General features: G+C 58.5%; 11 protein-coding genes. 7 read left to right on the top strand and 4 right to left on the bottom strand.

Annotation, left to right across the window (positions count from 1 at the left end):
- Nucleotides 1–598 (bottom strand): peptidoglycan-binding domain-containing protein (locus IDH41_RS29415; protein WP_317890840.1); only part of this gene is annotated, 598 nt, incomplete at its 3' end.
- Between the two features lie 180 nt (nucleotides 599–778).
- Between IDH41_RS29415 and IDH41_RS29410 the strand changes: the two genes are divergently transcribed.
- The 5 genes from IDH41_RS29410 to IDH41_RS29390 all read left to right on the top strand — a co-directional run bounded on the left by IDH41_RS29410 (nucleotide 779) and on the right by IDH41_RS29390 (nucleotide 6344).
- The gene (locus tag IDH41_RS29410) at nucleotides 779–1465 is read left to right on the top strand and encodes a response regulator transcription factor (protein ID WP_190867606.1); all 687 of its coding nucleotides are present in this window, start codon (nucleotides 779–781) and stop codon (nucleotides 1463–1465) included.
- On the top strand, nucleotides 1462–2985 hold the full coding sequence (locus tag IDH41_RS29405) for a sensor histidine kinase (protein WP_190867604.1): 1524 nt from the start codon (nucleotides 1462–1464) through the stop codon (nucleotides 2983–2985). Before IDH41_RS29410 ends, IDH41_RS29405 begins: the two co-directional genes overlap by 4 nt.
- Nucleotides 2986–3223: 238 nt before the next feature.
- Complete coding sequence (locus IDH41_RS29400) at nucleotides 3224–3937, top strand: polyphosphate polymerase domain-containing protein (RefSeq protein ID WP_190867602.1); 714 nt, start codon at nucleotides 3224–3226, stop codon at nucleotides 3935–3937.
- 1 nt (nucleotide 3938) lies between these two features.
- Complete coding sequence (locus IDH41_RS29395; protein ID WP_190867600.1) at nucleotides 3939–4658, top strand: DUF4956 domain-containing protein; 720 nt, start codon at nucleotides 3939–3941, stop codon at nucleotides 4656–4658.
- Between the two features lie 24 nt (nucleotides 4659–4682).
- The gene (locus IDH41_RS29390) at nucleotides 4683–6344 is read left to right on the top strand and encodes a CotH kinase family protein (RefSeq protein ID WP_190867598.1); all 1662 of its coding nucleotides are present in this window, start codon (nucleotides 4683–4685) and stop codon (nucleotides 6342–6344) included.
- A 179-nt stretch (nucleotides 6345–6523) separates the two neighbouring features.
- Here the strand turns inward: IDH41_RS29390 and IDH41_RS29385 are convergent, their stop codons facing one another.
- Nucleotides 6524–7798 carry an MFS transporter gene (locus tag IDH41_RS29385; protein WP_190867596.1) on the bottom strand — a complete coding sequence of 425 codons (1275 nt, stop codon included), beginning with the start codon at nucleotides 7796–7798 and terminating at the stop codon, nucleotides 6524–6526.
- 513 nt (nucleotides 7799–8311) lie between these two features.
- Here IDH41_RS29385 and IDH41_RS31645 point away from each other — a divergent pair.
- Complete coding sequence (locus IDH41_RS31645; RefSeq protein WP_223830169.1) at nucleotides 8312–8695, top strand: 3'-5' exonuclease; 384 nt, start codon at nucleotides 8312–8314, stop codon at nucleotides 8693–8695.
- An 18-nt stretch (nucleotides 8696–8713) separates the two neighbouring features.
- The gene (locus tag IDH41_RS31640) at nucleotides 8714–8923 is read left to right on the top strand and encodes a hypothetical protein (RefSeq protein WP_223830168.1); all 210 of its coding nucleotides are present in this window, start codon (nucleotides 8714–8716) and stop codon (nucleotides 8921–8923) included.
- On the opposite strand, the gene melA is transcribed toward IDH41_RS31640, so the two are convergent.
- Both melA and IDH41_RS29370 read right to left on the bottom strand, forming a co-directional pair.
- Complete coding sequence (melA, locus tag IDH41_RS29375) at nucleotides 8920–10416, bottom strand: alpha-glucosidase/alpha-galactosidase (RefSeq protein ID WP_317890839.1); 1497 nt, start codon at nucleotides 10414–10416, stop codon at nucleotides 8920–8922. The genes IDH41_RS31640 and melA overlap by 4 nt on opposite strands.
- A gap of 127 nt (nucleotides 10417–10543) precedes the next feature.
- Complete coding sequence (locus IDH41_RS29370; protein ID WP_190867592.1) at nucleotides 10544–11476, bottom strand: helix-turn-helix transcriptional regulator; 933 nt, start codon at nucleotides 11474–11476, stop codon at nucleotides 10544–10546.
- Nucleotides 11477–11502: the final 26 nt, after the last annotated feature.

Raw genomic sequence — 11502 nt, 5'->3', positions numbered from 1 at the left:
CGCCGCCATTGCCGCCTTCGGCTCCGCCGCCTGCGCCGCCACCGGCTCCGCCACCAACTCCGCCGCCTGCGCCGCCGCCAGCTCCGCCGCCTGCGCCGCCACCAACTCCGCCGCCTGCGCCGCCACCGGCTCCGCCGCCTGCGCCGCCACCAACTCCGCCGCCTGCGCCGCCGCCAGCTCCACCGCCTGCGCCGCCTTGGCCCATGCCTCCGGCTTTCGCTTTCCACTTCGCCTGGCCTTTACCGCCCTTGCCAGTTTTTAAGGCCGTATACGTATAGGTAATGGACTTCATCGTTGCCGCGTCGACCGAGCCGGTTGGCTTCAAGCCGTGCGTTTTCTGATAATACTTTACGCCTCGCACCGTTGCCGCGCTGTAATGGCCGTCGATTGGACCCGAATAGCTGCCGAGCGATTTCAACATGCCTTGAATGACATAAACATCCGGCCCTTTCGCTCCCTTGCCGACGGCAAGCCCGATATCCGGCATCGCGATCATCAGCGCGAAGGCCAGCATCAGCAAGCCTATGTACTTAGCTGCAAGCCGGCCTTTCTTTGTCTTTTTCCCACCGAGATCCACTACATCTTGACAGTCTTGCACGCCAAATACACCATCCTTTTGTTATTGAATTGAATTACCCGTATTACTATCTCCATTTTTTCAAAATCATTGCATTTCAATTTCGATTGCTGAAAATTTGCTGAGGATGTGCCCGAGAGGGATGCAACCTCTCCTAAAAAAGCGGATAATAGACGTTAACTGACGAGAGGAGCGACAACGATGACATCCTTTGCGGGAATAAAAATATTGCTGGTCGACGACGAGCCGAATATCGTGCAGTTTTTGGAGCTCGGATTGGTTAACGAGGGATTCGACGTCAGGACGGCCTCGGACGGAGAAGCCGCGCTGCTGGAAGCCGCGTCGTTCAAGCCCCACGTCGTCGTGCTGGACGTTATGATGCCGGGCGTGAACGGCTTCGAAGTGTGCCGGGCGCTTCGTTCGACCGGCGACAACATCGCCGTCATTATGCTGACGGCCAAGGATGAGGTCGAAGACCGCGTCAAAGGGCTGACGCTGGGCGCCGACGACTACGTGGTGAAGCCGTTCAGCTTCAGCGAGCTGCTCGCCCGCATCGGCGCGAGGCTGCGCAACCAATTTCCGAATTTGCTCGGGGAGGTCAGCTACGGCCCGTTCCGGCTCGACGACCGGAGGAAGGAGATGGCTTACGACGGCCGGATTCTGGAGCTCTCCCCGACGGAATACGAGCTGCTCCGGTTCATTGTCATGAACAACGGCGTCGTGCTGAGCAAAGCGCTCATTTTGGACAAGGTGTGGGGCTATCAATTCGGCGGGGAAGAAAATATCGTCGAGGTGTATATCCGGTCGCTCCGCGATAAGCTGAACGACAAGGAGCATCGGCTCATTCGCACCCTCCGGGGAGCCGGCTACAGGATGGACCTGCCATGAAGGGTTCCCCGATCGACGCCGTCAGACGGTTTTTCGCTCCCGGCTCGCTCAAGTACCAGCTCCTTAGCCGCGCGTTGTTCATTTTGGCCGCCTTGTTCCTGCTGGTCGGGGCGCTTCAATCTATTCTCATGAAGGATTTTGTCTACCAGAACAAAGCCGAGGCGATAGGCGCCCAAATTATGGCGATGCCCGGAGACTGGTTTACGGACCGCCGCGCGCCGGACGGAGCTGACGAACCGGAAGACCCGGGGATGCCGGAAGGCTCCGGCCAAGGCGAGCGGCCAAAGCGAAGCCACCGGGAATCGCCGATTCAATATCAGCCGGGATTATCGATCGCCGTCATCGGCGCGGACGGCACCGTTACGGATATATCGAAGGACGGAACCGCCGATCCGCCCGTCTTGACCGCGGACGAGTACGATCGCATCGTAAAACAATTGAACATGCGGCGCAAAGAAACGACCTATAGGATCGCGGACAATTCCGAGGGCGAGGAGCAGCTCGTCGTCTACCGGCAAGCCGGGCCGCCCGGCCGGGCGGAGGGGCTGATCCAGGTCAGCACGGAAACCGGTTCGCTGCGCCAGCTTCTCATGACGCAGCTGGCCATCTTCTCGGGCTTGTCCATCGCCGCGCTGGCCGCGGGGCTCGCGGTTTATTTGCCGCTGCTTCGCCGGACGCTTCAGCCGCTGTCCCGGGTCGTGCGCGCCGCCCGGCTTACGGATGCGGGCAGCTTAAGCACGAGGCTCCCGGTAAGCCAAGGACAGGAAGAAATCGACAGCTTGTCCGACGCGTTCAACGGCATGCTGGAGCGGCTGGACGCCTCATTCGAAGCGGAGCGGCGGACGACGGAGCGGATGCGCCGCTTCATCGCCGACGCTTCCCACGAGCTGCGTACGCCGCTCACCTCGATCCACGGCTTTCTCGAGGTGCTGCTGCGCGGGGCCGCCTCGAAACCCGAGCAGCTGGTTCGGGCGCTGAACAGCATGCAGCTGGAATCGAAGCGGATCAACAAGCTCGTGGAAGATTTGCTCGCGCTCGCCAAGCTGGACCAGGAGCCGCAGCTTCAGCTGGCGGACGCGTCTTTGAGCGGGCTGCTGCTGGAGATGGAGCCGCAGCTGCGCCTGCTTGCCGGCAGCCGGCGCGTGGAGCTCGAATTGAACGACGACGCGGAAGGTTCGTTTCATGCGGATAAGCTGAAGCAGGTTGTCCTGAACCTGTTCCTTAACGCGGTTCAGCATACCGACGCGGATTCGGGGATCATCCGGCTGACGCTTGGCGTCTCGGACGGGAACGCCGAGCTTACCGTATCGGATAACGGCTCCGGAATCGGTGAGGAGCATCTGCCCCACCTGTTCGAGCGGTTCTATCGCAGCGAATCGTCGAGAACGAGAAAATCCGGCGGCGCGGGGCTCGGTCTCGCCATCACGAAAGCGATCGTCGAAGCCCACCGCGGCGGCATCGACGTCGAAAGCAAGCCCGGCGACGGAACGACCTTCCGAATCCGCCTGCCGCTTCGCTAACGAAAGGGTCGTCCCCAGCCTTATTGGCTCGCGGGACGGCCTTTTTTTGTTGCTTCACGCGGGTCGCTCCAAGCTGCATTCGTGCAGCAGAGCAGAAAAGCATTTTTCCTTCCTCAATTAATCCGCGAACGGATCATTCAGCAATCTTTCAGCCGGCCTTAAGTTAAGAATAAGTAAAGATCATTACAATAGCTCTTGTAAGCAAGGCGAAGACCTGAACGGGAAACGGGGTGTGAACATGAACAACAAGCTGAAGTATCGCAACGAGCTTAAATTTTTCGTCAACCATCACCAATATTACGTCATCCGCCAGCGGCTCAAGGGGCTGATGAAGCCGGACAAGCATGCAGGTCCGACGGGCGAGTACCATATCCGAAGCCTGTACTTCGACGATATTGACAACAAAGCGCTGCACGAGAAGCTCGGCGGCATCCGCGACCGGGTCAAATACCGGATCCGCATTTATAACGGCTGCGACGGCGTCATTCATTTCGAGAAAAAAATCAAATTCAAGGATTACATCGCCAAGGTGAAGGAACCGCTTACGAGAGCGATGTACGACGAGCTGCTGACCGGCCGGTACGAGGTGCTGAAGGAGCCGGACCGACCGCTTCTGCATGAAATCCACGACGAGATGAAGCATAACCTGCTCAGGCCGAAGGTCATCGTCGATTATGTCCGGGAGCCTTACGTCTGCGAGAGGGGGAACGTGCGCATCACCTTTGACAAGGAGCTGCGGACCGGTCTCCATGCCGTCGATATTTTCGACCGGTCGCTTTCGACCGTGCGGGCGATCGACAACGGCCTGATCATCCTTGAGGTCAAGTTCGACGAATACATTCCAGCCTACATCCGAACCGCTTTGCAGCTCGAAGGCCTGAACCGGCAGTCGGCTTCGAAATACGTTATTTGCCGCAAATATTTGAAACTCAACGCATGGGAGGATTATTAAAATGGAAACGAACACGACTGCCGCAGCCGCGGCGAACGATACGACGACGAATTTTACGGACATTCTCAAAAAATCGGTGCTTGAAAACTTTGCTTCGGACATCAGCCTCGCAAAAATATTACTAACGCTCGGGGTTGCATTCGTCATCGGCCTGTTTATTTTTCTGCTGTACAAACGGATTTTCAGCGGCGTCCTTTATTCCAAAAGCTTCAACGTCTCGCTAATCGGCATGACGATGATTACGGCCGTCGTCATTATCGCGATCAACTCCAATCTCGTCCTGTCGCTCGGCATGGTCGGCGCGCTTTCGATCGTCCGTTTCCGGACGCCGATCAAGGATCCGACCGATTTGATCTTCCTGTTCTGGGCGGCGGTTGCCGGCATCGTGACAGGCGCCGGCTTCTTCACGCTCGCGGTGATCGGCTCGGTCGTCGTCGGCCTCATCCTGTTCTTCTTCGTGAAGGGAAGCTCCGTCGAGAACCCGTACCTGCTCGTCGTCAACTGCGACGACGATGCGGCCGAGCAGCACATCCACAAGCAGATCGGCTCGTTCGTGAAGCGGTATAACGTGAAGCAAAAGACCGTGACGCCCGGCAATATCGAAATGACGGTCGAAGTGCGCCTGCGCGACGAGTCCGGCCGATTCGTCAATAAGCTGACGGAGCTGGCCGGCGTCAGAAGCGCCGTGCTGATCAGCTACAGCGGAGACTACGTTTCTTAACAATAAACCGAAGGAGGCGGCAAGATGAAAGCGAAGGCGAGGCCAAGCGGCCTGCTGCTCGGCTTTTGCTCCCTGCTCCTCATGCTCGGACTATCCGGATGCGCCGCGGGCGGCGCATCCTCCGGCGTTTCCGGCTCTTCGGCGGCGGATGAAGCGGCCGCCAAGTCCGAGGAAGAGCAGAAGCTTGACGAGACCGTCTTTCCGAAGGACAAGGTCGTGGACGTCAAGATTACGATCGACGAGGACGATTTTCAAAACATGCTGGACAATGCCGGCGCCGAGGAATACATGGGAGCGAGCATCGAATACAACGGACAAACTTTCGAGCATGTGGGCATCAGGACGAAAGGCAACCTCAGCCTGAACAGCGTGGTGCGGATGGAGGATTCCGACCGGTACAGCTTTAAAATTTCGTTCGACGAGTACGTGAATCAGACGTTCGAAGGGATAAGCAAAATCAACCTGAACAATAATTACAGCGACGCTTCTTATATGCGGGAGTTTTTGTCGTACGAGCTCGCGGAAGCGATGGGACTGCCGACGCCGAAATATTCGTACGTCAACGTCTACGTCAACGGCGAGCTGTGGGGCTTTTATTTGGCGGTGGAGCAAATCGGCGACGCGTATCTCGAGCGCAACTTCGGCGACGCGAACGGTTCGCTGTACAAAGCGAATGGCGGCAGCGGCTCCGAGCTGAACTGGCTGGAGACGATCGACTCGTATGCGGGGCTCGATCTCAAAAGCGACAAGGGCGATGACGAAGCGCTGCTGGCGATGCTGGACGAGCTGAATAACGGCACGGACTACGACAGCGTGCTCGACGTGGAGGAGGCGCTGAAGTTCATCGCCCTGAACGCCGTCTCCGGCAACTTCGACAGCTATCTCGGACAGAACAAGCATAACTACTACTTGTACGAGCGGGAAGGCATTTTCTCCATCCTGCCTTGGGACTACAACATGTCCTTCGGCGGCTTCGGCGGATCGGGCGTCCTGATCGACGAGCCGACGTCGGGCGCGCTCGCCGACCGGCCGCTCGTCGCCAAGCTGCTGCAGGTAGAAGCCTATAAGGAACAATATCACCGGATCATCGCAGATATGTTGGACGGCTATTTGGCGGAGGCGAACTTCGAAGCTCGCGTGGCGGAATTGAAACAAATGATTTCGTCCTACGTCGAGGCCGATCCATCCGCCTTCTATACGTATGACCAGTATGAGCAGGGCATCGCTCAGGTTGTATCGTTTCACGCCGAGCAGACGGCTTCCGTCCGGCAGCAGCTCGACGGCACGATCGCTTCGTCGGGCGACGGCTCCGGCAGCGGCACCGGCGGCTTCGGCGGCGGACGCGGCATGGGCGGCGGCGGGCAGAATATGCCGCCGGACGCCGGCCAAGGCGGCGAGGCCGATGCGCCGGCTATGGCGCAGCAGGACGGCGCCGCCGCGCAAGGCGGGCAGGCCCCGCCGGACGGATTTGCCCCGCCGGACGGGCAGATGCCTGGGCAGGGCGGCTTCGGCGGCGGGATGAGGCCCGACCGCGACGGCGGCATGGGCGGCATGGGCGGCGGCTTCGGAGCGCCTGGCGCGCAAGCCGCGGCGGCACAAGGCAGCCCGCAGGAAGCGGCCGCAGCGGGCATCGCCATCGTTATTTTGCTGCTCGCCTGCGTGCTCGTCGTCTTTTACAAGCGCTAGCGACTATAGCCGCGATCAAGCGGAAACGGCAAGTGCTGTCCTATGGGGGCATAAACTCGTTTCGCGATGAAATATAAGCTAATTTATTTGTCCAATCTTATAATTCTTATATTTGAAAAAGATCGCTCACCAAGCGCCGAAAGGCGCCTTATGAGCGATCTTTTTGTCGAGAGTATGCGTTAATGCCCCGTCCCGGCCGACTCCTGCTCCCCTTCCCGCTTCTCCTTGATGCACAGAAACAACAAATATTGGAGAACGGCCATGGCGAACAGCACGACCGGCAGCCAGCCGGACTGCAGATCGCCCGCCAGCACGATTAGCAGCGTGATGGCGACGACCCGCCCGACGTTCAGGAACAGCTCCCGCATGACGACCGATTCGACGCGGAGCTGGCCTTTGAGCGGCAGCGATCCGATCAGCCGGTAGTAGTAGGAAGTCAGCGTGTTGATCGCAAGCGGGTTGCAGATCGAGAACAGGATCATGAACGTCGCGACCGACCAAAACTCCACGCGGATGAGCAGCAGCGACGAGCCGATGACGACGCCGGTCGTGGACAGCAGCACGTACTTGCGCACATGCTCCTTCTGCGCCTTGCGCGAGATGACGTAACCGGTCGCAACCGTCAGCGAGGAGAAGAAAACGCCCAAATAACCGACCCAGTCCTCGCGCCCGACCGTTTGAAACAGCAAAATATTCGGCAGAAACAGCATGATCCCCTGGAAGAGGCCGAGAATGAAGAAGCTGTACAGCGCCCTCAGCCATCGCTTGTTCCGGTTCATGACGAGTCCCATGAGCTTCAAGTAATAAACTTTGTGATGCGACGGAACCATCGGAATGCGGAAGCTGACGATGGCGGCGACCACGAACATCGCGAACGCCAGCATGAAGATGAAGATATAGCCCTGCAGCCCTTCGCTGCGCTGAATGACGAAGCCCGCAAGCGCCGGGCCGGCAAGCCCCGCGGCGTTGAAGAAGACCATGTTCATCGCCAGGAACCGGATCCGGTTCGCTTCCGTCGATACGTCGTATTGGATGACCAGGTATCCGGTCCAGTACAAGCCCGCCGCGATTCCGTTAAAGATGGCAAACCCTATGTAAAATTCCGCGACCCGCTCCTGGGCAATGACGACGAACAAATAAAAAACGGCAATCATGACGATGCCGAGCCGATACGTTACCATCCGATCCCGCTTCTTCGCGATCCATCCGCCAAGGGCGAAGGCGGGCGGCGTCAGCAGAAATACGATGAGATTATATATCCCGTTCACGACCAAATCCTGCGTAAGCCGCCACAAGTACAGGTTTAGGAACAACCCCGACATCGACGCGCCGAATTGAAAGCAGCAATGGATCGTCAAGGCGGTGACCGCATCCTTGCCCAGCCTTCGCTCAGGAGGAAGCGGCGTTCCTTTCATCCTGCTCAATCTGGCCAAAATCCCCGTCACCGTTCGCATAGTCGGCATCCCCCGATGTTATCGTATCGTAAAGCTCTTTTTGTCCATTTTACCATATGCGAACGTCGCCGCTTTCAAGCAAGAAAGCGTTCTCGTCTCAAAAATCGCCTGTCTCCTCGCCTGGGAACCGCCCATGGAGGGGTAATCCGCGTTTATGTCTCTCGTTCGCCCGTTTAAGCGTGCAGGCTGTACTTGAAATAGCGGAATCGGCATGAATAGCGCGTTCCCCTTTCTTCACACACTACCACCATCGCGCGGAAAAGGAGGGAATCCACATGTCCAAGCAGCAAGGTCACGCGACGCAAAATACAAAGACCAAATCGAAGGACAAGAAGGGCAATGCGTCCGGCAACAACCACTAGGCGCATCTGACTTCTGCATGCGAAAGCGACCCATCGACCGCTCCGGCAGGAGCGGCGATGGGTCGTTTTCGTTCGGCCAAAAAGAAGGGGATTGGCGTTTTTTGGCGAAAGGATACATAACGATCCTTTTCCAGTAAAGTGGTGATACATAATGAAAACCCGATCCTTCACGGTCATCGATTTCGAGACGAGCGGCCTCGACCCGAGGAAAGACCGCGTCATCGAAATGGCGGCGATCCGCTGCGTCGACGGCGAAATCGCCAGCGAATTCAGCACGCTCGTACGCTTCGACGGCAAGCTGTCCGCCAAGATCACGGAGCTGACCGGCATAACCGACGAAATGACCGCGACCGGCATGGACGAAGATACCGCCTTCCGCATATTGAACCGGATGATCGGCGACCATGTCCTGATCGCGCATAACGCCGCCTTCGACCTCGGCTTCCTGCATCATTCGCTGCTGCGAATCGCGGGACGTTCGTTCCCTAACAGCTTCATCGACACGCTGACGATCAGCCGCGCAAGGCATTTTTAACCGCATACGCTCGGCGACATGTGCGGCCGTTACGGCATTCCGCTCGTCGGCGGACACCGGGCGCTGAACGACGTCATCGCCTGCTGGGAGCTGTTCCGCAAGCTCGAGGAGGAGCAGCCGGTGGACGAATTCGTGAACAAGCTTGGCTATATCCGCAAATTCGGCCCGCCGGCTTGGAGCCCTCCCGCCGCGAAGCTGGAACCCGTCGAGCTGCGGTACGCCCGTTAGACGCGCTCTTTCCCTTTGTCCGATTCGCCCGCGTTTTTATTCGCCGCCTCGCGGTCGAGCTGCATCTCCTCGACGGTCTTCACCTTCAGGCGGGCCGCCCCTTTGTAATCGCGCGTCGGCAGCAGCGGCCCTTCCGCCAGCCGCTTCTTCGCTTCGGCGATCGCGCCCGCGTACTGCGGAAGCCATTGCTCCTGGGCCACGAGCATCTCGTCGACCATTTGCCAAATCTCCTTCGGATTGCAGACGGCGCCGACGAGCGGATCCATCATGAACGCCTGCCGCAGCAGCTTGTCGTCGCCGCTTACGGCCGCTTCGACGGCAAGCCGCTGCACCGAGATGCTCACGCTGCATACCGCCGCCGGGCCGAGCGGCAGATCGCCGACGGTCGGCATCGAGATGCCGTTGCGGTCGACGTAGCCCGGCGCCTCGATGACGGCGTCCGCCGGCAGATTCGAAATAACGCCGTTATTGACCACGTTGAAATGCCCGCGGTAGACGCGTCCGGTTTCGAGCCCTTCGATAATGTACGAGCCGTGCTCGTGGCTGCGAAGCTCGCTCTTGAACTCGTTCGCCGGATCCTTCATCCAGTTCGGGAAGTCGGTCTCGAACCAATTGCGACCCTCGGTGCATACTCGCAAATAACCGCCCGTCTCCCCGTTAATCCAGGAGCTCAGGTCGATCCAATCGTTGATCTCCTCAGGCCGCTTGCGGTACCAAGGCACGTATTCGCTTAAGTGCCCGTTCGACTCCGTGCTGTAATAGCCGAATCGGCGTAGCATGTCGATCCTTACCTTCTCCGTGCGGCTGAAATCCGGATGATTCTCGAACGCCTCGAGCAGCTTGCCCGTCAAATCCTCGCCGTTATGCTTAATTTGAACGTACCAGGTTTGATGATTGATGCCCGCGCAAACAATATCGACTTCCTCTTGCTTCAGGCCGAACGCCTGCGCGATTTGCCAGTGACCGCCCTGCACGCCGTGACACAGGCCGATCGTCCGCACGCCGCCGTATTTGTTGCAGGCCCACGTCAGCATCGCCATCGGGTTCGCGTAGTTGAGCAGCAGGACGTCGCGAGCGGCAACCTCGCGAATGTCGCGGCAAATGTTCAGCATCTCCGCGATGCCGCGCTGGCCGTACATGATGCCGCCCGCGCATAGCGTATCGCCCACGCATTGATCGACGCCGTACTTCAGCGGAATGTCGACGTCCGTCGCGAAAGCTTCAAGCCCGCCGACGCGAATGGTGCAAATGACGTATTTGGCGCCTTTGAGCGCCTCGCGGCGGTCCGTGGTCGACTGAATGTCGATCGACAAGCCGTTCTCCCGAATATCCCTTTGGCACAGCGCCGTCACCATTTCGAGGTTATGCGCGTTAATGTCCGTGAACGCGACTTCGATGTTCGCGAACTCGGGCACCGACAGCAGGTCGCGAAGCAGCCCGCGCGTGAAGCCGATCGACCCTGCTCCGATAAACGCAATTTTAAAGTTGGACAAATTCATCAGCCTCCGATAATCGCCTTAGTCGATCCGTTAGATCTCCCCTACATTGTAATCGACGATTATTCGAAAACGGTATCAAAATCGTGACTTGATCGCTTCACAGGTGTAAGAAATCGTCACTTCATTCTAATGTATCCTTGCTAAACGCCAATTCCGCGCGCATTGTTTTCCGATCTATGCCGTTGTTCTCCGACCGGTACTTGACCGGCGTAACGCCCGCGTTCTTCTTGAACCAGGCATGGAAATATTCCCTGCTGCCCACGCCGATGTATTCGCAAATGTCCGCAATCGGGATATCCGTCTGCCGAAGCAGCATCTTCGCCTTCTCCAGTCGCAGCTCCGTCAAATATTCCGTGATGCTCTGCCCGAGCCGGGCCCTGAATATCCGGTGCAAGTAACCGTGATGCAGGTTGACCGCGGCGGCGATGTCCTTCGCCTGAATGTCCCGGTCGTAATTATGGTGAATGAATTGCAGGCACTTGTTCATGTACAAATCATGCTGCTGCGAGCCGTCGCAGGCGGATTCCCGGTGAAGGCGGGCGATCAGGATGAGCAGCTGGTGGAACAAGAGGCCGATCATCGGCCCGGGCTCCTTGCCCAGGCCGTCCAGCTCGAGGACGAGCATTTTGAGCGTCTGGTAGACGTCGCTGGAATCCTTTAGCACCAGGTATGGAGCGGGAGCATCGAGCAGGCTCCGCAAATCCCGATCCTGACCGGCCAGCTGCCTGACCGAGGCGGACCCTTCCCGCTCGCCGCCCGCCTTGAATTCAATGTTCAGCATCCGGCACGGCGTATGGGATTCGACAATGAGCCGATGCGGAAGGTCGGCGTTCAGAATGATGAATTCGCCTTTCTTCAGCTCGACGTGCCTTAGCGGCATATCGTCGCTTTCCATCTCGATCCGGCAAACGCCGCTGATCGCGTACATGATTTCGACCGCGTCGTGGCGGTGAAAGGGCATGTCGAAATGGTCCCACTGCTTGAAATAATAGGCGGTGGCAAGGGCGCACGCGTCCCGCTCCAGCCACTCCCGCTTGAACAAACCCGCCTGCATCGCCGTCATCCTCTCCTTTCCGCCGC

This window comes from Paenibacillus arenilitoris (assembly GCF_014705655.1).
Lineage (GTDB): Bacteria > Bacillota > Bacilli > Paenibacillales > Paenibacillaceae > Pristimantibacillus > Pristimantibacillus arenilitoris.
The sequence above is the reverse complement of the archived record's forward strand: the minus strand, read 5'-3'. Positions and strand labels throughout refer to the sequence as shown.

Coding starts and splice junctions, on each gene's coding strand:
- IDH41_RS29410 (WP_190867606.1), top strand. CDS start 779: ATGACATCCTTTGCGGGAATAAAAATATTGCTGGTCGACGACGAGCCG.
- IDH41_RS29405 (WP_190867604.1), top strand. CDS start 1,462: ATGAAGGGTTCCCCGATCGACGCCGTCAGACGGTTTTTCGCTCCCGGC.
- IDH41_RS29400 (WP_190867602.1), top strand. CDS start 3,224: ATGAACAACAAGCTGAAGTATCGCAACGAGCTTAAATTTTTCGTCAAC.
- IDH41_RS29395 (WP_190867600.1), top strand. CDS start 3,939: ATGGAAACGAACACGACTGCCGCAGCCGCGGCGAACGATACGACGACG.
- IDH41_RS29390 (WP_190867598.1), top strand. CDS start 4,683: ATGAAAGCGAAGGCGAGGCCAAGCGGCCTGCTGCTCGGCTTTTGCTCC.
- IDH41_RS29385 (WP_190867596.1), bottom strand. CDS start 7,798: ATGCGAACGGTGACGGGGATTTTGGCCAGATTGAGCAGGATGAAAGGA.
- IDH41_RS31645 (WP_223830169.1), top strand. CDS start 8,312: ATGAAAACCCGATCCTTCACGGTCATCGATTTCGAGACGAGCGGCCTC.
- IDH41_RS31640 (WP_223830168.1), top strand. CDS start 8,714: ATGTGCGGCCGTTACGGCATTCCGCTCGTCGGCGGACACCGGGCGCTG.
- IDH41_RS29370 (WP_190867592.1), bottom strand. CDS start 11,476: ATGCAGGCGGGTTTGTTCAAGCGGGAGTGGCTGGAGCGGGACGCGTGC.